This is a genomic window from Pantoea sp. EA-12 (genome assembly GCF_030053355.1).
GTDB lineage: Bacteria > Pseudomonadota > Gammaproteobacteria > Enterobacterales > Enterobacteriaceae > Pantoea > Pantoea vagans_C.
The window spans coordinates 49,996-69,073 of record NZ_JASGBY010000012.1 but is presented as its reverse complement, the minus strand read 5'-3'; the positions used below and the strand labels follow the sequence as shown (position 1 = coordinate 69,073).

Sequence of the window (19,078 nt, the reverse complement as noted above, 5' to 3'; positions counted from 1 at the left end):
ATGCACAATGCAGTTATATTAATATGACAATTTGCAAAAATTCCCAATCCCAACAGTCACTGCATCGACAAAAACCCATACCAACGCTGATGAATGAGATCGATCTCATTTACGCGCTGCGCTTTAAAAGCCCTTGCATGATAAAAATACTGTGTTTTTACTGAATGGTTTCATGCTGGATATATCAGTCAGAATCAATGTCAATCACGGCGATTAATGACTATTTGCTATGGATGGCAGCAATGAATGAATGGCTGAATTATAAGCAAACGCACCGATAACGGATGTACAGACGTCCAGACGTATATTATAGTCCGTTCCCTACGTTTCTAAGGGACCTGTGTTATGAAGAAAATTGTGCTTACTACCCTGCTCGCCGCCGCGGTTTCACTGCTGAGCGCTTGCGATAACAATAAAGACAACACCATCAAAGTCGCGATCAATACCGGTCCTGATGAAGCGCTCTGGCAGACCGTCAAACAAGTGGCGCATGATAAATATCAGTTGGATGTCGATGTGGTGGCGTTCAATGACTATGTGCAGCCCAATGAAGCTTTGATGAACAAAGATGTCGATGTTAACGCCTTCCAAAGCCTGCCTTACCTTGAAATGCAGTCAAAAGAGCGCGGCTACAAATTTGCAGTGGTCACCAATACTTTCGTGTTCCCGATTGCCGGCTACTCTCGCAAAATTAAATCGCTGAGTGAGCTGCCTGATGGTGCCACCATCACCATTTCAAACGAAGCCACAACGCTGGGCCGCAGTCTGTTGCTGTTACAGGCGCAGGGGTTGATTAAGGTCAAACCGGAAGCTGGATTGCTGCCAACTACGCTGGATATCACCGACAATCCGAAGAAGCTGAAAATCATCGAAGTCGATACGCCACAGCTGGCACGTACGCTGGACGATCCACAGGTGTATATTTCAATCATCAATAACAACTTTGCCGCACTGGTTAATCTCTCCGCTTCACGTGATGGTATGTTTATGGAAGGTAAAGCCTCACCTTACGTCAATGCCATCGTGGCGCGTGAAGACAATAAAGACAGTGCCAATGTGCAGAAGTTAAAAGAAGCGTTCCAGTCGCAGCCGGTGCTGGATAAAGCCAACGAAATCTATAAAGGCGATATTATCAAAGGCTGGTAAGACAAGTGTTTGAAGCCGCGCATCGTTGCGCGGCTTTTTTATTTGAAATCCACTTCCATCAGTTCGGCGATGGTCGCATCCTGGGTCGATACTACGCAACGGTGCGGATAGTCGGTAAATTTGGTTGGTTATAGAAATAAAAGGTCCATCAAGGATTGGCTCGAATGTAGGTCAGGCAACGTAAATGGCGGATAAATGTGGTTTAACGGATGGGGAGGAAAAACGATCCGGATAGGATTCGTTTATCTCTGTCGCATTTGTGGTCGTCAGCCGTCAGTTTGCTTCTGATTTATCGGCTATTCTGAGATCAAAAAGTAAGCTGCGATATAAAAATGGCGTAAAAATATGGCATTAAGGCGTAAAAATGCAGTGCATAAAATCGCCACCTGCTATTCACCTCTCGGGTTAAGCGATATGTTCTGCTTCATACACACAGTCATCGCCGTTCCATACTGATAAGAAACAGGAATTTTATGAGTCAGACCGAGAAACTATCCCTGCCTGCTGGCATGTTAGCCGCCGCCGGGATCGTGTTTGGAGATATCGGTACCAGCCCGCTCTACACCCTCAAAGAGTGTCTTTCAATCCTGCCGGATGGTTCTGTCTCCACCACCGCAGTGATGGGGTTTTTATCGCTGATTTTCTGGGCACTCACTCTGATCGTGACCCTGAAATATGTCTGTTTTGTCATGCGCGCTGACCACGATGGTGAAGGCGGTATTTTGACGCTGATGTCCCTGGCGCGTCGCCATGTCAGCCCGAAAATAGGCCATATTATTGTGCTCGCGGGTCTGACCGGCGGCGCGTTCTTCTATGGTGACGGCATCATCACACCGGCCATTTCCGTACTGTCGGCGATTGAAGGCATTGAGGTGGTCTCACCGCATCTGGATAAATATGTCGTGCCGCTGGCGGTAGTGATCCTCACCCTACTGTTTATGATTCAAAAACACGGCACAGAGAAAGTGGGCAAGGTATTTGGCCCTGTGATGTTTATCTGGTTTGTTTCCATTGGTGCATTGGGCATTCGCGGCATCTTGCTCAATCCCACCGTGCTGCATGCCCTCAATCCCGCTTTTGCATTAACGTTTTTAGTCACTCACGAAACGCTCGCCTTTGCCGCACTGGGCATGGTGGTACTGGCGGTCACCGGTGCTGAAGCCTTGTACGCGGATATGGGTCATCTTGGCAAAGCCCCCATTCGCATGGCGTGGTTGGTGATCGCGATGCCAGCTCTGGTGCTCAACTACTTTGGGCAAGGCGCATTAGTCATCGCTGACGCCCAAGCCATCAACAACCCGTTTTTCAACCTCGCACCGGGTTGGGGGCAGATTCCGCTGATTGTGTTATCGACCCTCGCCACTGTCATCGCCGCACAGTCGGTGATTTCAGGCGTCTACACCTTAACCCATCAGGCGATTCGTCAAGGCTTCCTGCCGCCGATGCGCATTGTGTTCACCTCGCATACCGAATCCGGGCAAATCTATATTCCAGTGGTTAACTGGCTACTGTTTGTTGCCGTCACCGTGATCGTGCTGGCGTTCCGTCAGTCTTCCGCCCTCTCCTCTGCGTACGGTATTGTGGTGACCGGCACCATGGTGATCACCGCGTGCCTTGCGGGCGTGGTGGCGCTGCGCAACTGGAAATGGCCGCTGCCGCTGGCGCTGGTATTTTTGGTCTGCATGTTGACGATTGATGTACCGCTGTTTGCCGCTAACCTGATGAAGCTATTATCAGGCGGTTGGGTGCCGGTGCTGATGGCCTTGACGATGATGGGATTGATGCTGATCTGGAGCACCGAGCGTAATCGGCTGATTAAGCGGTTGAACAACGATCCGGAAAGCCTGCAGGCACTGGTGAAATCGCTGGAAACCAACCCTCCCAGCCGCGTGCCTGGCACCGCCATCTTCCTTGCGCGCAAAGAGTTTGAAATCCCGCAGGCGCTGTTGCACAACCTGAAACACAACCGGGTTTTGCACAAACGCGTGGTGTTATTGAATATCCGCACCACTGATACCCCGCGCGTGCACAACCAGAAACGTATCACCATTACTCAACTGTCAGCCTCTTTTTGGCAGGTCACAGCGGCTTACGGCTGGCGAGAAGTACCGTCTATGGCTGAAGTCCTGCATTTATGTGGACTGGAAGGATTTGGTTGTACCGTCAACGAAGCCTCTTTCTTCACTTCCCATGACACCCTGGTGATGAAAAAGCGCAAAGGACTGGCGCGGATTAAAGGCGGCATCTTCCACTTCTGCCAGCGCAATGCGTTGCGCGCGCATGAGCAATTCAACATCCCACCGAATCGGGTCATTGAGTTGGGTGGTCAACGCGAGTTTTAACCTTTTGGGGCGTATTTAGGCGCCCCATTTATTTATCTGAACGTGATAAATGTAAGCAGATGAAAAAATATTCCCGAAAGATTGTCAGAGTTGTGGCTGAACTTTTCTTAACAACTAATTAGCAACTAAAGCTAAAACGCATAACCTCAAAAGGTGTTTATTAACGTACCGGCGCAGATAATCTGTCGTGCGCAACTGCCGGTATTTATAAACCCATTATCAACAATAAAACCTGTAGCTTAGAAATCGGCTCGAATGTTTTTGAGGAGTATGACCATGAAAGAACTTATTAATGATGTAATTTCTATTTTCACACCGCAAAATGTTAAACCGGTTTTAGTTCGTGCTGATCTTACTCATCGCGAATTATCATCGATTCACCCTGTAGGCTTCACTTCAGTGAGCTGGGCCACCTCGATGGAAGAGCTGACTGATGCGATTGTGAAGAAAACACTCGCCGCAGGCGCCGTGGGTTATCACATTACCGATGTTGAATCCCATGAGCCGGGCCATGATGGTCAGCATGTGATGGCTGCCACCGCAACGCTGTACCACATCAACAGTAAAGTGGCGTACGGCTAATGTTAACCTACGCACCGAAGCTGAAATTAAGCCTGCCACTCCCGTGACAGGCTTTTTTTTGCAAAGTATTGCACCAAAAAATCAATAAAGACTTTAATGCGCGGCGATTCTGATGTCCGTTGCGTATACACCGCCCAAATATTTGCCTCCTGATACCACTGCGGTAAAACATGCACCAGTTCACCACTGGCCAGATAAGGGGCAACATCCCATGCAGAGCGCAGCGCAATACCGTGCGACTTTAACGCCCAATTAAGAATAACCTTGCCGCTGTTCGACGAATAATGACTATTCAGCCGACACAACACCTGCTGTTTACCGTCCGTCAACGCCCAATGACCGAAAGTATTATGCTTCTCATTGATGATTAAACAGCTGTGGTCGATTAATCCATCCAGAGAATGAAGGGGAGCGTGATGCTGTAAATATTCAGCGGATGCGCAAAGAATGCGCCGGTTTGCGGCCAACTTACGGGCGATATAGGCGTCATTCAGATCGTCTCCCACCTGAATATCCACATCGGTGCCTGACTGCATCAGGTCAATTTGACGGTCGCTAAGAACAAGTTTGATATTCAACGAAGGGTGCAAAGAGATAAAAGCTGAAATGGCATCAGAGAGATAGTCCTGACCGAAGCCGAGGGAACATCCGACAGTCATCTCGCCGGTTAATGCACCGCGCCACTGTTGGAAATTATTCAAAAATGAATCCATCTCCTCGATGACTTGCCTTGCGCCTTCCAGTGCCTGTTCACCTTCTGGCGTCAGGCGCATCACGCGATTGGTGCGGAAAAACAGCCGGGTATCCAGCTGCTTCTCCAGAATGGCAATGCGTTTGCTGATATACGATGGCGACTGACCCAACTCCACAGCGGCACGACCAAATCCATCATGGCGCGCCACACTGATAAAGACATAGAGGTCTTCGACGGAGGGCCAACCCTGCAGCGGCTTCTGGGTGTTTTTGCCAGCCAGTTCTCGTTTCATATTTTTCCGCGTTTAATTCACATCACGCGTTTATAGCACAGAGTTCAGAAAGCCCTGAAGCTCGTTAAGGAATAGCTCTGGCACCTCTTCCTGGGGTGAATGTCCACACGGCAGCGCACTTCCCTGCACATCCCGCGCTTTATCCTGCCAGGTTGCAACCACATCATATAGCTGGCCCACCGTGCCCTTTTCACCCCAGAGCAATTGCAACGGACAGGCGATACGTTTCTCGCTGTCCTGTGCATCTTGTTCTAAATCAATGGTCGCGGCGGCACGGTAATCCTCACACACGGCGTGAATCATCTCCGGCTGCTGATAACAGCGCAGGTAATCATTGAAGATTTCCTCCGAGGTGGCATCTGGCGTTTTGAGCTGGCCCTCAATGTGTTTTTTCAAGAAGAACGCCGGATCGTGGCCGATCATGGTTTCAGGTAACGGATAGGGCTGAATAAGGAAAAACCACCAGAAATAGCGCGTAGCAAAGGCTTTATCGGTTTGCGCATACATGGTTGCGGTTGGCGCGATATCGACAAAGGTACAGCAGGCGAGTTTTTCGGGATGATCCAGTGCCAGACGATGCCCAACGCGGCCGCCGCGATCGTGTCCGACAAACGCCACTCGCTCAAGCCCCAGCGCATCGATAAGCTGGCTGATATCTTCGGCCATGCTGCGTTTCGCATAAGTAAGATGCTGTTCATCGCTGACCGGTTTGTCGCTGTCTCCGTAACCGCGTAAATCCGGCAGAATGACCTGATATTTTTCTGCCAGCTGTGGCGCGACTTTTCGCCACGCCAGATGGTTCTGCGGATGACCATGCAACATCAACAGCGGCGAGCCTTCACCGCCCATCGCCACCCGCAGTGTGACGCCATTTGCCAGCTTCACGTCTTTGAGCACAAAGCCGTCGATAAACGGTGATGCACCACAATCAGACACGTTACTCATGCTGTTGGTCCTTTTACCCGTTGCAGCCACGGACGCTGAGCGAAATGTTGAACTTCAAACTGCGAAATATCCGATTCATATTGCAGCGTCCAGTCCACTGCGCTGCCACCGCCTAACAACATCTCACGTTTCAACGCGCTGACGTGAAAAGGGAGGGTGTGCTGACCAAAGCGGATGGTCTGCTGCTCCAGTGATACGGTGATTTGATTGTGAGCGGCATCGGCTGTTGCTGCACTTAACTGCTGATAGTCTTCCTCGCTCAACGTCAGTGTCAGCACACCATTGCGCTGGCAGTTATCGTCAAAAATTCCGGCAAAGCTGGTGCCGATAATCGCGCGGATCCCCAACTGATTGAGCCCCCAAACCGCATGTTCACGGCTGGAACCACAGCCAAAGTTGGCCCCGACCAAGAGAAAGGTTGCCTGCTGCCAGCCCGGCTGATTGAGAATGAAGGCAGGATTGGGCGTGCCATCGGCCAGAAAACGCAGGTCAAAGAATACGCCCCGGTCCAACCCCTGCCGATCGATGCCTTTCAGAAATTGCTTTGGCATGATGACATCAGTGTCGATATTTGCGGCAGGCAATGGCGCAATTCTGCCGGTGATATTGTTAAACGCTTCCATTTTGCACCTCTGCTGTCATCAAGCTGCGTACATCGATCAGGTGGCCCGCAACTGCGGCGGCAGCCACCATTGCCGGGCTCATTAAATGCGTTCGTGCGCCCGCCCCCTGGCGGCCAGGAAAATTACGATTGGTGCCCGAGGCACAGCGGTCGCCCGGTGCCAGCACATCTTCATTCATTGCCAGACACATAGAACACCCCGACTGCCGCCACTCAAAGCCCGCGCGCTGAAATATATCCGCTAAGCCCTCTTCTTCCGCCTGCTGCCGCACCTGAGTGGAGCCGGGCACAATGATACCGCGCACATGACGGGCAATTTTCCGTTCGCCAATTACGGCAGCCGCCGCGCGTAGATCCTCAATGCGCCCGTTGGTGCATGAGCCGATAAAAGCATGGGTAATGGCGATGTGTGACAATGGCGTGCCGGGTTCAAGCCCCATATAGTTTAATGCAGTGTGCAGAGCTTGCTGTTTTACCGGGTCTTTCTCCTGCGCGGGATCCGGTACACAACCGCTGATCGCACTGGTTTGATCTGGGCTAATCCCCCAGGTCACTTTCGGTTCAAGGTCGCTGCAATCGAGTGAAATGCTCCGGTCAAACTTCGCATCAGGATCGCTGCGCAACGTCAGCCACGCTGATTTTGCCAGCTCCCACAGTGCGCCCGTTGGCATTTGTGGTTTGCCTTCAATATAGGCGAACACTTTTTCATCCGGCGCGATAATCGCCCCGCGTGCGCCCGCTTCCACCGCCATATTGCACAGGGTCATGCGCCCTTCCATGCTCAGCGCCTCAATAGTCGGCCCGCAGAATTCAATGGCGTAGCCGGTTGCCCCAGAAGCGCTGATAGTCTCAATCAGCGCGAGAATAATATCCTTAGCCGAACAGCCATAAGGCAGTTCACCGCTGACGTTAACCTGCATGGTTTTCAGTCTGCGGTAAATCAGCGTTTGCGTGGCCAACAGATGTTCAATTTCCGAGGTGCCAATACCGAAACCCAGCGCACCAAACGCGCCATAGGTGGTGGTGTGGCTGTCACCCGCCGCAATCACCATGCCGGGCATCACCATCCCTTGTTCATGGGCAACAACGTGCTCAATACCTTGACGCGGGTCCATGACATCAAACAGTTCAATGCCGAAATGTGCCGCGTTCTGGCGGAAGTACTCCACCTGAAGTTGTCCTCCCGCATCCGTCATGGCGTCATCACGCTGTGGACGGGTGGGATTCACGTGATCGACATTAAGCAAAATCGTCGCCGGATGGCGCACCGAACGTTGATGTTCGCGCAAACCACTGAAGGCTTGCGGGCTGGTGTATTCATTCAAAATGGAGCGATCGATATAGAGCAGAACATGCCCATCATCGTCTAACTGACGGACGACGTGTTGATCGACCAGTTTTTCATACAACGTTTTGTTAGCCATGCGATTGCCCACATAAAGTATTAACAAGTCATTAGAGACAATAAGGTAATACAATTGTGGGTGGGATGATGAACACGTTAAGTGGAGATATAAATGACGAAGTGTGAACTGAACTGCTCTTAAAACGTTGCGAACTCAGCCAGAACCCGCACTAAGGTAAACACCCCCTGTGAGGCCCCAGCCTGCAACATAACCATAGCTAATCACGCCTACATCAGACGCTCAAAGCGATACGGTGAAGGATCAATAATCGGTACATGTCCGGTCAGCAAATCCGCAGCCAACTGCCCCGCTGCTGGTGAAGTGCCAAAACCGTGCCCTGAAAAACCGGTGGCCAGCGTCAATCCCGGCATTGAGGCCACCGGGCCGATCACCGGGTTAGAATCCGGCGTCACGTCAATCACTCCCGCCCATGACGCCGCCATTTCCGCCTGCTGAAAGGCGGGCCAGGCAGCACGTAAATTGCGCATGGCTTCACTGTTCAATGCAGGATTGGCTTGCGGGTCCAGGGTGCGGACGTGCTCAAAGGGCGAGCGTCGATCGTGTCGCCAGCGCCGCGCCATCGCAAGGTCCTTCACGAAATATTTGCCCAGCGAGATACGTAAATTGTCGCGCGCATGGCGTAACTGCGGCATATAACGGGTTCCGATCAACAAATGATCAAGCGTCAAGGGGGCATCCAATGCGCCGCGCTGCGTCACAATAAAGCCGCCATCCTGATGTTGACGGAACGAGAAATCTGGCGCGCCGACGGCGATGTTGGTTGGGCCTTGCAGCGGTTTTGTGCGCATCACCGAACAGATCAGCGGTAAGGTGGGCAGGTTGATACCGTGGTTACCTAAAAAGCGCCGTGACCAGGCACCGGCGGCTAGCAGCACCTGATCGCAACGAATTTCACCCTGTTCCGTCACCACGCCGCTCACGCACCCGTTTTGCGTGGCAAGGGCGCGCACCGCGCATTGTTCAATAATCACGGCACCCTTTGCCAGCGCGGCTTGGGCTATCGCGCTCGCCGCCAGTGTTGGTTCAGCGCGTCCGTCCGAAGCGGTAAAAATGCCGCCTGCCCATTTTCCCGCGCCACCCGGAACATGGGCGGCTACTTCGCTATGGCTGAGCAGACGGGTATCTAATCCCGCGGCATTGACGCCGTTAAGCCATTTTTCATGCATCGCCATCTGCTTCTCGTCACGGGCGACAAACATAATGCCCGCCTGGCGATAACCCACATCACTGCCTACCCGCGCCGCCATTCCGGCCCACAGTCGATCTGCCGCCTGCGCCAGCGGAATATCCTCCAACGCCCGGCTGGTTTTACGTATCCAACCCAGATTGCGTGATGACTGCTCGCCCGCAATGCGCCCTTTCTCCAGCACCACCACCGGAATGTTGCGTTCTGCCAGCGTCAGCGCGGCGGTTAACCCGACGATGCCCCCGCCAATGATCACCACGGTGGTGGCCGCAGGCATAACTTCTGAAGTTGTCACTGGCGTAATAACAGGTGCCATAACGCGTCTCCCGCCCTTACAGGGCTACGGTAATTTCCTGAACCTCGGCTTTGCCCGCACCACGATAGGCAGTGACTTCCAGCTCAACTTTATAAACGGTTGATCCGAGCGGTGGACAGGTGACGGTGGATGCAGGATTCACACCTCTAAATTTCTCACCAATGATGGCCATCACCGTTGGGACATCCTCCGGGTTTTGAATAAACACCCGAGAGCACACCACATCCTGTAATGATGCATCGATAGCGGCCAGCGCGGCTTCAATGTTGGCAAACACCTGCAAGGTCTGTTCACGCAAATCGGAAGGAATCTCTTTGGTCTGCGGGTTGCGCCCGGCAGTGTTGGACACATAAATCCAGTTATCTACCGCGACAATCCGCGAATAACTTGCCTGCTCTTCAAATTTTGAACCGGTTTTAACCTTGATGATATTCGTCATGATATTTTCTCTTATGATCAATGTATTAGCTTAAAACCGGTGATTCCCACAGGTTCAGTTTCACGCCGATGCCTTGCTCGATGGCCTTGCGATACAGCACTGTGCCCCATGCCACGTCCTCTACCGGCATCCCACCGACGGACATGATGATGATCTCCTCATCGTTCTGGCGACCCGGTGCTTCTCCGGCGACGATCTTGCCGATATCTTCAAGTTGCTCCGCCTGCAGCTGCCCAGCGTCCAACATATCCATAAAACGCACGCCGATAATTGGAATAGTGCGATGAGCGGGTTTGGGCACTTCGTCAAACCAGGCGTGATACAAGCCGGTGTTATCCAGTACTTTGCGTACATCAGCCTGCTCCATGCCGGCATCAATGCTGCACAGCGCGGGCATCGCCAGGAATGCCCCGGCTTTTACCCATTCACGTTTCACAATGGGATAGGTGGCGGGATCGCCCACTTCGCCGGAGCTGCAATAGGTGACAATGTCACTTCCACGCACCACCTCTTCCAGCGAATCGACAATCTTTACCTGTTTAATTTGCGGATAGGTCTCTTGCACCCAGGTGAGGAAATTATCGAGACTACGCTGACCACGACCTTTCACTTTGATGGTATCGATCTGCGGGCAAACGGCGATGAATGCCGCAACAGCGGTTTTTCCCATCACGCCCGGCCCGAGTAAGCCAATCACTCGCGAATCTTTACGTGCCAGATGACGCGCGCCCACACCGGGCACCGCGCCAGTACGGTAAGCAGATAAGAGATTGGCCGACATATGTGCCAGCGGTGCGCCGGTGTCAGCGTCATTCAGGGTGAACATCAGAATGGAGCGCGGCAGGCCTTTTTCGCGATTAGCGATGTTAGAGCCATACCATTTCACGCCTGCGGTGCAGAAATTACCGCCTAAATAGGCGGGCATCGCCATCATGCGGCGGTCTGCGGTGGGTTTGGGCATCGCGGGGAAAGGTGAGTTCTCCGGGAAAGTCACCATCGCGCCGTGTGAATCGTTATTCGCGCCTGCCATGCGGTAGTCGCCGTGATACAGCAAACCAAACATCTCTTCCATGGTATCCACGCAGGCGGCCATATCGGTCACGCCAGCACGAATCATGTCCTGTTCCGACAGGTAGATAAAATCAATCCGGGTTGAATCACTCATATTGCGCCTCTTCAATCAGCTATTTGCGTCTTCGCTATAACAAATAACGCGCCAGAAACAGGCTGTATTGAATATTTGCGACAGGGAAATCCTCGGGCTGTGGCACAGGGCTTGCATTACTCAACGCAGATAACGCCTGCACCGGAGCACGCCATGACACACTTACCTCTGTATCGACATCGTGGATTTCAACCTGAACAGCCATGGTTTGTGCTGAATGCCGCGCAGCATTATTCGTTGATTGCCTCAGATAATCCGGCTATCTCCCACTTCTACAGTTTTGAAGTGGCGCAGCATGCCAGCATGACGCTGGCCATACCGGACGGATGTGTTGATATTGTGTTTGACTGCGATGCACAACATCCCAGCGCCCGCGTTTGCGGCACCACGCTGGAGGCGCGTGGCGCAGATATGCAGCATAACCATCACTATTTTGGCGTACGCTTTGCGCCGGGCATCATTCCTGACTTTCTCGACGTCATGGCCGAGGAAATACCTGACAGTGAATTCAGTTTTCTCGATGTGGTGCCGGATGCGCGTCTGGCTTTCGAGCAAATCGTGCAAGCGCGAGATTTCTCCCGGCAGATAGCGTTGTTTAATGCGTACTTTACGCCACGTCTGGTGCGTAAAGCCTCCTCCGTCACCTCATTGATTATTCAGACCATGCGGAAATTAAATGGCAACATCCGCGTTGATCAACTGGAAGCCTTAACCGGATACTCTTGCCGCACCATCCAGCGCCAGTTCCGTCAGGACACCGGGCTATCACCGAAAGCATTCAGTCGTATTCTGCGCTGCCAGTCAGCCATCAACACCATTCATTCACGCCAGGATCTGTCATTCAGTGAGCTGGCTTTTGACCTGGGATTCAGTGACCAGTCCCACTTCCTGCGTGAATTTAAAAAGTTTGTCAGCACCACGCCCTGCGATTATCAGCGCAGAATTACCCACGATGATTATTTCCATCGGCTGCGTTTTACTGAGCACTAAAAGGGTGCAACGTTGCACTGCGCGACTGTCCGATTTTTTCTATCCGATAGCCTCAAGACTGAGAAATGATGCCGCTAAGTTACCTGCCTCAGGCGGCACAGACTGCCTGAGAAATTTCTCCTGCTGTTGAGGGCATTGGCGATGAATTCGGATTCAGGCTTACGCAAAAATACGTTGGGTTTATTTTCTCTGGTCTTTTTTGTTGTCGCAGCCGCTTCGCCGCTGACGGGCGTGGTGGGAGGTTTACCGGTGGCCATCATCTCCGGTAACGGGGGTGGGATCCCGGTTTTCTATATTCTCTCCTGCATCATACTCATGTTGTTCGCGGTGGGATTTATTGCCATGAGCCGCCACGTTAACAATGCGGGTGCGTTTTATACCTATATATCAAAGGGCATGGGAGAAAATTGGGGGGCGTCAGCCTCGGTGCTGGCCGTGATGGCATATATTTCCATTCAGATTGCGATCGTTGCCATGCTGGGATTCTTCACGCAATTATTTATTGAAGAGCACTTTTCCACCCATATTCCCTGGTGGGCACTGAGCATGCTGGCGGTGTTAATCTGCTGGATGCTCAGCATTAAACGAGTCGAGGTCGGCGGCAAGTTACTGGGTATATTGATGTTAGCGGAAGTGACCATCGTCCTGTTAACCGACGTGATGCTGCTTATCAAAAAAGTCGGCCCCTATACGTTCCAGTCGTTTGAACCGTCGGTATTTATGCAGGGTAATTTGGGCATCGCGTTTATATTCACCATCGCGGCGTTTATTGGTTTTGAATCCACTGCCATTTATGCCGAGGAGTGTCGTGACCCGCAGAAAACCGTGCCACGCGCGACGGTCTGCGCCCTGCTACTCATTACGGCTTTCTTCTGTTTCACCAGTTGGTCATTAGTGCAGGCCTATGGTTTTGACCAGATTGTGGCGATTGCCAGCAAAGATCCCGGTAACTTTGTGTTCAACATCACGCGGCAATATGTTGGACAGTGGGCGGTAGAAACCATGTCGGTCCTGCTGATCACCAGTTTGTTTGCGGCAGCGCTGGCGTTTCATAACAACATATCGCGTTACTTGTTCAGTATCAGCCGTGATGGATTGATCTGGAAAGAGCTGTGCAAAACCCATCCCACCAACGGTACACCGCACAACGCCAGCCACGTTCACAGTGTCATTATGCTGATGCTGCTGGCGGGCATGGGTAGTGCGGGTCTCGATCCGATGGTGCATATCTTCGCAATTGGTTCCGCCGTGGCAACATTGTGCATTCTTGTTTTACAACTGGGCGTTTCTGCCGCGGTAGTGCTGTTTTTCCGCCGCGTTAAGACTGACGACAGTCGCTTTACCGTGTTCTGGGCACCGCTACTCTCGATGGTGTGTATGACCATCACCATCATTTTGGTGGTGAACAATTTGCAATCATTAAGCGGCAGTGATTCCCGTATTGTGCAATGGATTCCGTGGTTTATTGCCGGCTGTGCACTGGCGGGATATGGCATGTCAATTAAACGCGGTGTGAAGCTGCGAGTCTAAAAAGATAAACGCTTGCTGAACCGCAGCAAGCGTTTTATTTGACCTAAGTCGTTTTGCCGGATATAAAGAATAACCGCGTTCTACAAGCGGATATATATCCCCTCTCTTGTTGTTTATTGTTTAAATTACCGCCAAATCCCTTTTATGTAAGTTAAGTAATTAACACCAATACTTAATTAACTAAAAACAAGTTAATCTTTTCGTAACAATCTTTTAATTTGCAAACCGAAATTTTAACGTTCACCTGCAAAGTACAAAGATCAGGATCAGAATGACTCACACCAAAAAAATCGTGCCTGCCCTAAGCCTGGCAGCACTGCTTGTCTCTTCAGTGGTTCATGCGGACACCGCGCCGGAAAAAACCGATGTCTTGTTGATCGGCGGCGGCGTGATGAGCGCTTCCCTCGGTACCTGGCTGCAAGAGTTACAGCCGGGCTGGAAACAGCTGATGGTAGAGCGTCTCGATGGCGTCGCGCTGGAATCTTCAAACGGCTGGAACAACGCCGGTACCGGCCACTCGGCTAACATGGAACTGAACTACACGCCAGAGCGTGCAGACGGTTCAATCGACGTGAGCAAAGCGCTGGAAATCAACGAAGCATTCATGATTTCTCGCCAGTTCTGGACTTCGCAGGTGCAGCGCGGTGTGATGCACGATCCGCGTTCATTCATCAACTCTACTCCGCACATGAGCTTCGTTTGGGGCGACAAAAATGTCGAGTATCTGACTAAGCGTTATGATGCGTTGCAGAAAACTACCCTGTTCCAGGGCATGAAGTTCTCTACCGATCACAAGCAGATCGAGCAGTGGGCGCCGCTGGTGATGGAAGGTCGTGACCCGAATCAGAAAGTCGCGGCAACCTGGACGCCAGTCGGGACCGACGTCAACTATGGTGAAATCACCCGTCAGCTGATCGGCAGCCTGAAAAAGGATCAGAACTTCAAGCTGGAAACTTCCTCTGAAGTGACTGATTTCAAACGTAACAGTGATAACTCCTGGCACGTCACTATTAAAGACGTGAAGAGCGGTGAAAATCGCGCTGTTGATGCGAAATATGTGTTTATCGGTGCAGGCGGCGCAGCCATCAAACTGCTGCAAAAGACCGGTATTCCAGAAGCTGACAACTACGGCGGCTTCCCAGTGGGCGGTTCATTCCTGATGACCGAAAACCCAGAGGTGACGAATCGTCATCTGGAGAAAGTGTATGGCCAGGCTTCTGTTGGTGCACCACCGATGTCCGTTCCACACATCGATGCGCGTAACCTCGACGGTAAACGTGTGGTGCTGTTTGGGCCGTTCGCGACCTTCTCCACCAAATACCTGAAAAACGGTTCACTGTTTGATTTGCTGAGCGCCACCACTACCAGCAACATCATGCCCATGACGCACGTGGGCATTGATAACTTTGACCTGGTGAAATACCTGATTGGTCAGGTGATGCTGAATGACGACGACCGCTTCGCGGCGTTGAAAGAGTACTATCCAAACGCACGTAAAGAAGACTGGAAACTGATTCAAGCGGGTCAGCGTGTGCAGATCATTAAGAAAGATGCTGATAAAGGTGGTGTGCTGAAACTGGGAACGGAAATCGTGACCGATCAGCAGAAAACCATCGCAGCGCTGCTAGGCGCATCACCGGGTGCATCCACTGCTGCACCGATCACCCTCGACGTGATGAAGAAGTTGTTCCCAGAGCAGTTCGCTTCAGCAGAGTGGCAAGAGAAGATCCGCGCGATCATCCCAAGCTTTGGTCAGAAACTGAATGGTAATACTGCGCTAACTCAGCAGGTATGGGACAACACCGCAGCGACCCTGCAGTTGACCAAGCCGCCAGTGATTAACATGGGTGACCAGTCAGTCGCCCCAACGCAGGCGAAACCGCGTGCGGAATCCGCTAAGCAGGATATGGCGCTGTAATCACCGCTTCTACCATGCTTAATCAAGGCTACCCTTTTCACAAGGGGTAGCCTTTTTGTTATGCATTTTCAGCGTGTTTGGTCGCCAAAAATGGCGTGATGCTTGTGATTCAAATGACCGACGATAACGCCGTCTGGAGCTACACCGGGGCTGGCGGTCCTCGCGCCGCTCTCGCGGTGCCTTCACTTCACTCGTCTGCCTTACGGACCGGTGCCGATGGAACATCCATGTTCCAGCGCCACCTTTCGCCCGCGTCCTGCGGGCTCTCCTGGCATACTCACGCCGTTCAGCGCTGCGGATTGCCAGCCCCGGTGTAGCCCCAGCCGGCTCATCAGCTTGAGTGCGTGTTGTTAAAAAGAGAAGTCATGGCGACCCCAATCCCCACAGCAGCGCATGCCGCGCATGCGCCACCCGGGGTTGACGCAGGGCGCTCGGCAACCAGATCAGGTTATAGCGGATCTCGGTGTCACCCACCGGTGCGGTTAAACAGACCAATTCGCCCTGCGCAATCTGCGCCTGACACAAAAATTGTGGCATCACCGACCAGCCAAAACCGCGACTGAGCAAACTGCGTTGTCCGCGCAAATCTTGCCCTACCACCGCAGGTAACAGTGTCTGATATTTGATGCGATTTTTATCCAGCCAGTGGTCAATCAACGACAGTTTTAGGTCGTAGGCTAACAGTGGTTCGTTGATCAACCCCGCCGCGAAATCATCGCTTTGCGCTAAACGTGCCGCCACCGCTGGGGCCGCGACGGCAATCACCCGGTCGCGAAAGATCACCTCGCCTTTCAGGCGCGAATCTGTGACTGGATGTGCTGTGATACCGAGATCGCAATGCCCTTCTATCACCATTTGTGCCACCAGCGGACCATCACCGGTGTGCATATGTACGCGGATCCCGCTCTCCAGCAGCGGGAGCAACTCACCCGCCAACTTCTCTGCCATAAAATCGGCATGCCCGATAATCTGTAAAGTGCCACCCACATCCATGGAACGGGCGCGAGCGGATGATAATGCAGACTCGGCAGTATCCAGTGAATTGCCAATATCAGCGGCCAGATCGTCTGCAACGGCAGTGGGCGTCACACCATGCACTTGACGTTCAAACAGCGGTCTTCCCACCGCAACCTCCAGCCCGCTGATGTGTTGCGATACCGCAGGCTGAGTCAGATTCAGTGCGCGCGCCGCGCCAGAAATCGAGCGCTGCCGATACACTTCCATAAAAGTACGCAGGCGAACCAGTGACATATAGCTCCATAAATTAATTTATACCGCTGCAAAAATAGCCTTGTTAGCCGCCAAACGCCAGCACGGGTAAGCTGCCTGCATCGTGAAACACACAGGAAAAGAACATGCCACTCCAGCAAGATTTACAACGTGTACTGCTCACCATGAAGCAGGCACATCTGCAGACACCTCCGGCATCAGCCGCCTTGCGCCGTGACCGTTTACTGCGCAGCGTCGCGTTAATTCGGGAGAATCACCAGGCTTTAAATCACGCCATTAGCGCCGATTTTGGTCATCGCAGTGCCTACCAGACCCTGGCCGCCGACCTGATGACCACCATCAATATGTTGCAGCATGCAGCAGAGCATCTGAAGCAGTGGATGCAACCAGAAATCGCAGAAGTCCCGGTCGCCGGGATGCATGCGCGTATTGAGCCGCAACCGCTGGGCGTCGTGGGTATCATCAGCCCGTGGAATTTCCCGATTAACCTGGCCTTTGGTCCGTTGGCGGGCGTGTTTGCAGCGGGCAACACCGCGATGCTGAAACCTTCCGAGTTAACGCCCAAAACGTCTGAGCTATTAGCAGAGTTAGTACCGCGTTATTTCGCGGCCGAAGAGCTGACGGTGGTGCTCGGTGATGCCAGCGTCGGCCAGGTTTTTAGCGCCCTGCCATTCGACCACCTGGTCTTTACCGGCAGTACCGTTGTCGGCAAACATGTGATGCGCGCAGCAGTGGAAAACCTGGTGCCTGTGACTTTAGAGCTGGGCGGGAAATCCCCGGTAGTCGTGGACGTTGATGCAGACGTGGCCATGGCGGCTGCCAGAACGCTGACGATTAAAACCTTCAACGCCGGGCAAATCTGTATCTCCCCCGATTACCTGCTGCTTCCGCAGGCGGCTGAAGGTGATTTCATCGCTGCAGCTCAGCAATTTATGCAGCAGGCCTTCCCTGAGCTACAGACCAACGAGGATTACACCGCCATCATCAGCGATCGTCACTATCAGCGGCTGATCGTTCTGATTGATGATGCACGCCATAAAGGCGCTCGCGTCATTAGCCTGGCTCCGGCCGGTGAACCTGACTTTGATGCACATAGCCGCAAAATCGCCCCGCATCTGATTCTTGATGTCACTGAAGAGATGGCGGTGATGCAGGAGGAGATCTTTGGCCCGTTGCTGCCAGTCAAAAGCTACAGTGGTGATCTACAGCAGGCGATAGGCTACATCAATGCGCATCCCCGCCCGCTGGCAGCCTATTACTTTGGTGATGATGCGCAGCGTCAGCAACAAATGGCACAGCACACCACCTCCGGCGCACTGGTGATAAACGATGTCATGACCCATGCTTCTCTCGACAGCCTGCCATTCGGTGGCGTTGGGGCATCGGGTATCGGTGCCTACCACGGCATACATGGTTTCCGTCGTTTCAGTCACGCTAAACCGGTTGTGATTCAGGATGAAGCCGGCACCACCAATTTACGGTTGCGCGCGCCTTATCAGGACAAAAGCGCGGCCCTGACCGAACTGCTGAATAACCAACATTAATAGAGGATGAGAAATGAAAATTTTGATGGTTCTGACATCGCACGCCGAACTGGGCAACACCGGCAAAAAAACCGGATTTTGGCTGGAAGAGTTTGCCGCGCCCTATTTCGTCTTTAAAGATGCCGGGGCTGATGTGGTCCTGGCCTCACCAGCGGGCGGACAGCCGCCACTTGATCCTAAAAGCGATTTACCCGAATTTCAGACCGAGATGACTGCACGCTTTAAATCTGACGCGGCGGCTCAGCAGGCGCTGGCCACCACCGTTAAACTGAGCAGCGTCAATCAGCACGATTTCGATACCGTATTTTATCCAGGTGGTCATGGACCCCTGTGGGATCTGGCAGAGTCAGCTGACTCCATCCGGTTGATCGAGTCCTTTGATCGCGCGGGCAAACCGATTGGCTTTGTCTGCCATGCGCCGGGCGCACTGCGTCATGTGAAAGTCGCCAACGGCGCTCCGCTGATTCAGGGCAAACAAGTCACTGGGTTCACTAACAGTGAGGAAGCCGCGGTTGGACTGACTGACATTGTGCCTTTCCTGATTGAAGATGAGTTCATCCAACTGGGTGCGCACTATCAGAAAGGGGCTGACTGGGCACCTTTCGTGGTGCAGGACGGTCATCTGGTAACGGGGCAAAACCCGGCAAGCTCAGAAGACGTGGCAAAAGCCCTGCTGATGCAGTTGGCGGCACAGCGCCCATAAGCCTGAT

17 protein-coding genes are annotated in these 19,078 nt (G+C 52.7%); 9 read left to right on the top strand and 8 right to left on the bottom strand.

The window, feature by feature from the left end; all coding sequences use genetic code 11:
- Positions 1-345 precede the first annotated feature (345 nt).
- From QMZ30_RS17775 to QMZ30_RS17765, 3 genes are all read left to right on the top strand, one after another.
- On the top strand, positions 346-1,146 hold the full coding sequence (locus tag QMZ30_RS17775; RefSeq protein ID WP_039337134.1) for a MetQ/NlpA family ABC transporter substrate-binding protein: 801 nt from the start codon (positions 346-348) through the stop codon (positions 1,144-1,146).
- Between the two features lie 473 nt (positions 1,147-1,619).
- Entirely contained in the window at positions 1,620-3,488 is a 1,869-nt protein-coding gene (kup, locus tag QMZ30_RS17770; protein ID WP_283228390.1) for a low affinity potassium transporter Kup, read from the top strand.
- A 276-nt stretch (positions 3,489-3,764) separates the two neighbouring features.
- Entirely contained in the window at positions 3,765-4,070 is a 306-nt protein-coding gene (locus tag QMZ30_RS17765) for a YdgH/BhsA/McbA family protein (RefSeq protein WP_045815559.1), read from the top strand.
- Positions 4,071-4,096: 26 nt separating this feature from the next.
- On the opposite strand, the gene QMZ30_RS17760 is transcribed toward QMZ30_RS17765, so the two are convergent.
- The 7 genes from QMZ30_RS17760 to QMZ30_RS17730 all read right to left on the bottom strand — a co-directional run bounded on the left by QMZ30_RS17760 (position 4,097) and on the right by QMZ30_RS17730 (position 11,156).
- The gene (locus QMZ30_RS17760) at positions 4,097-5,056 is read right to left on the bottom strand and encodes a LysR family transcriptional regulator (protein WP_283228389.1); all 960 of its coding nucleotides are present in this window, start codon (positions 5,054-5,056) and stop codon (positions 4,097-4,099) included.
- Positions 5,057-5,086: 30 nt separating this feature from the next.
- Entirely contained in the window at positions 5,087-6,001 is a 915-nt protein-coding gene (locus QMZ30_RS17755; protein WP_283228388.1) for an alpha/beta fold hydrolase, read from the bottom strand.
- Positions 5,998-6,624, bottom strand: a complete 627-nt coding sequence (leuD, locus tag QMZ30_RS17750) for a 3-isopropylmalate dehydratase small subunit (RefSeq protein WP_283228387.1) — start codon at positions 6,622-6,624, stop codon at positions 5,998-6,000. Before leuD ends, QMZ30_RS17755 begins: the two co-directional genes overlap by 4 nt.
- Positions 6,611-8,047 carry a 3-isopropylmalate dehydratase large subunit gene (gene leuC, locus QMZ30_RS17745; protein WP_283228386.1) on the bottom strand — a complete coding sequence of 479 codons (1,437 nt, stop codon included), beginning with the start codon at positions 8,045-8,047 and terminating at the stop codon, positions 6,611-6,613. Before leuC ends, leuD begins: the two co-directional genes overlap by 14 nt.
- 209 nt (positions 8,048-8,256) lie before the next feature.
- Positions 8,257-9,552, bottom strand: coding sequence for an NAD(P)/FAD-dependent oxidoreductase (locus QMZ30_RS17740; protein ID WP_283228385.1), 1,296 nt, complete (start codon positions 9,550-9,552; stop codon positions 8,257-8,259).
- Between the two features lie 16 nt (positions 9,553-9,568).
- Positions 9,569-9,991 carry a RidA family protein gene (locus tag QMZ30_RS17735; RefSeq protein ID WP_039337116.1) on the bottom strand — a complete coding sequence of 141 codons (423 nt, stop codon included), beginning with the start codon at positions 9,989-9,991 and terminating at the stop codon, positions 9,569-9,571.
- A 25-nt stretch (positions 9,992-10,016) separates the two neighbouring features.
- Complete coding sequence (locus QMZ30_RS17730) at positions 10,017-11,156, bottom strand: ornithine cyclodeaminase family protein (RefSeq protein WP_283228384.1); 1,140 nt, start codon at positions 11,154-11,156, stop codon at positions 10,017-10,019.
- Positions 11,157-11,309: 153 nt separating this feature from the next.
- Here QMZ30_RS17730 and QMZ30_RS17725 point away from each other — a divergent pair, with 153 nt between their 5' ends.
- The 4 genes from QMZ30_RS17725 (at position 11,310) to QMZ30_RS17710 (ending at position 15,911) form a co-directional block, all read left to right on the top strand.
- The gene (locus QMZ30_RS17725; protein ID WP_283228383.1) at positions 11,310-12,146 is read left to right on the top strand and encodes a helix-turn-helix domain-containing protein; all 837 of its coding nucleotides are present in this window, start codon (positions 11,310-11,312) and stop codon (positions 12,144-12,146) included.
- A 141-nt stretch (positions 12,147-12,287) separates the two neighbouring features.
- On the top strand, positions 12,288-13,676 hold the full coding sequence (locus tag QMZ30_RS17720; RefSeq protein ID WP_283228382.1) for an APC family permease: 1,389 nt from the start codon (positions 12,288-12,290) through the stop codon (positions 13,674-13,676).
- 271 nt (positions 13,677-13,947) lie between these two features.
- Positions 13,948-15,594 carry a malate dehydrogenase (quinone) gene (mqo, locus tag QMZ30_RS17715; protein ID WP_283228381.1) on the top strand — a complete coding sequence of 549 codons (1,647 nt, stop codon included), beginning with the start codon at positions 13,948-13,950 and terminating at the stop codon, positions 15,592-15,594.
- A 113-nt stretch (positions 15,595-15,707) separates the two neighbouring features.
- Positions 15,708-15,911, top strand: a complete 204-nt coding sequence (locus QMZ30_RS17710; protein WP_283228380.1) for a hypothetical protein — start codon at positions 15,708-15,710, stop codon at positions 15,909-15,911.
- 46 nt (positions 15,912-15,957) lie between these two features.
- Here QMZ30_RS17710 and QMZ30_RS17705 read toward each other — a convergent pair whose 3' ends face one another.
- Complete coding sequence (locus QMZ30_RS17705; protein WP_283228379.1) at positions 15,958-16,845, bottom strand: LysR family transcriptional regulator; 888 nt, start codon at positions 16,843-16,845, stop codon at positions 15,958-15,960.
- 104 nt (positions 16,846-16,949) lie between these two features.
- On the opposite strand from QMZ30_RS17705, the gene QMZ30_RS17700 reads away from it, so the two are divergent.
- A complete protein-coding gene (locus tag QMZ30_RS17700) occupies positions 16,950-18,368 on the top strand; it encodes a coniferyl aldehyde dehydrogenase (protein ID WP_283228378.1) in 1,419 nt (472 codons plus the stop codon).
- A 13-nt stretch (positions 18,369-18,381) separates the two neighbouring features.
- Entirely contained in the window at positions 18,382-19,071 is a 690-nt protein-coding gene (locus QMZ30_RS17695; RefSeq protein WP_283228377.1) for a type 1 glutamine amidotransferase domain-containing protein, read from the top strand.
- Positions 19,072-19,078 lie beyond the last annotated feature (7 nt).

Excerpts from the sequence above, each read along its gene's own strand:
- QMZ30_RS17775 (WP_039337134.1), top strand. The coding sequence starts at position 346 with ATGAAGAAAATTGTGCTTACTACCCTGCTCGCCGCCGCGGTTTCACTG.
- kup (WP_283228390.1), top strand. The coding sequence starts at position 1,620 with ATGAGTCAGACCGAGAAACTATCCCTGCCTGCTGGCATGTTAGCCGCC.
- QMZ30_RS17765 (WP_045815559.1), top strand. The coding sequence starts at position 3,765 with ATGAAAGAACTTATTAATGATGTAATTTCTATTTTCACACCGCAAAAT.
- QMZ30_RS17760 (WP_283228389.1), bottom strand. The coding sequence starts at position 5,056 with ATGAAACGAGAACTGGCTGGCAAAAACACCCAGAAGCCGCTGCAGGGT.
- QMZ30_RS17755 (WP_283228388.1), bottom strand. The coding sequence starts at position 6,001 with ATGAGTAACGTGTCTGATTGTGGTGCATCACCGTTTATCGACGGCTTT.
- leuD (WP_283228387.1), bottom strand. The coding sequence starts at position 6,624 with ATGGAAGCGTTTAACAATATCACCGGCAGAATTGCGCCATTGCCTGCC.
- leuC (WP_283228386.1), bottom strand. The coding sequence starts at position 8,047 with ATGGCTAACAAAACGTTGTATGAAAAACTGGTCGATCAACACGTCGTC.
- QMZ30_RS17740 (WP_283228385.1), bottom strand. The coding sequence starts at position 9,552 with ATGGCACCTGTTATTACGCCAGTGACAACTTCAGAAGTTATGCCTGCG.
- QMZ30_RS17735 (WP_039337116.1), bottom strand. The coding sequence starts at position 9,991 with ATGACGAATATCATCAAGGTTAAAACCGGTTCAAAATTTGAAGAGCAG.
- QMZ30_RS17730 (WP_283228384.1), bottom strand. The coding sequence starts at position 11,156 with ATGAGTGATTCAACCCGGATTGATTTTATCTACCTGTCGGAACAGGAC.
- QMZ30_RS17725 (WP_283228383.1), top strand. The coding sequence starts at position 11,310 with ATGACACACTTACCTCTGTATCGACATCGTGGATTTCAACCTGAACAG.
- QMZ30_RS17720 (WP_283228382.1), top strand. The coding sequence starts at position 12,288 with ATGAATTCGGATTCAGGCTTACGCAAAAATACGTTGGGTTTATTTTCT.
- mqo (WP_283228381.1), top strand. The coding sequence starts at position 13,948 with ATGACTCACACCAAAAAAATCGTGCCTGCCCTAAGCCTGGCAGCACTG.
- QMZ30_RS17710 (WP_283228380.1), top strand. The coding sequence starts at position 15,708 with ATGACCGACGATAACGCCGTCTGGAGCTACACCGGGGCTGGCGGTCCT.
- QMZ30_RS17705 (WP_283228379.1), bottom strand. The coding sequence starts at position 16,845 with ATGTCACTGGTTCGCCTGCGTACTTTTATGGAAGTGTATCGGCAGCGC.
- QMZ30_RS17700 (WP_283228378.1), top strand. The coding sequence starts at position 16,950 with ATGCCACTCCAGCAAGATTTACAACGTGTACTGCTCACCATGAAGCAG.
- QMZ30_RS17695 (WP_283228377.1), top strand. The coding sequence starts at position 18,382 with ATGAAAATTTTGATGGTTCTGACATCGCACGCCGAACTGGGCAACACC.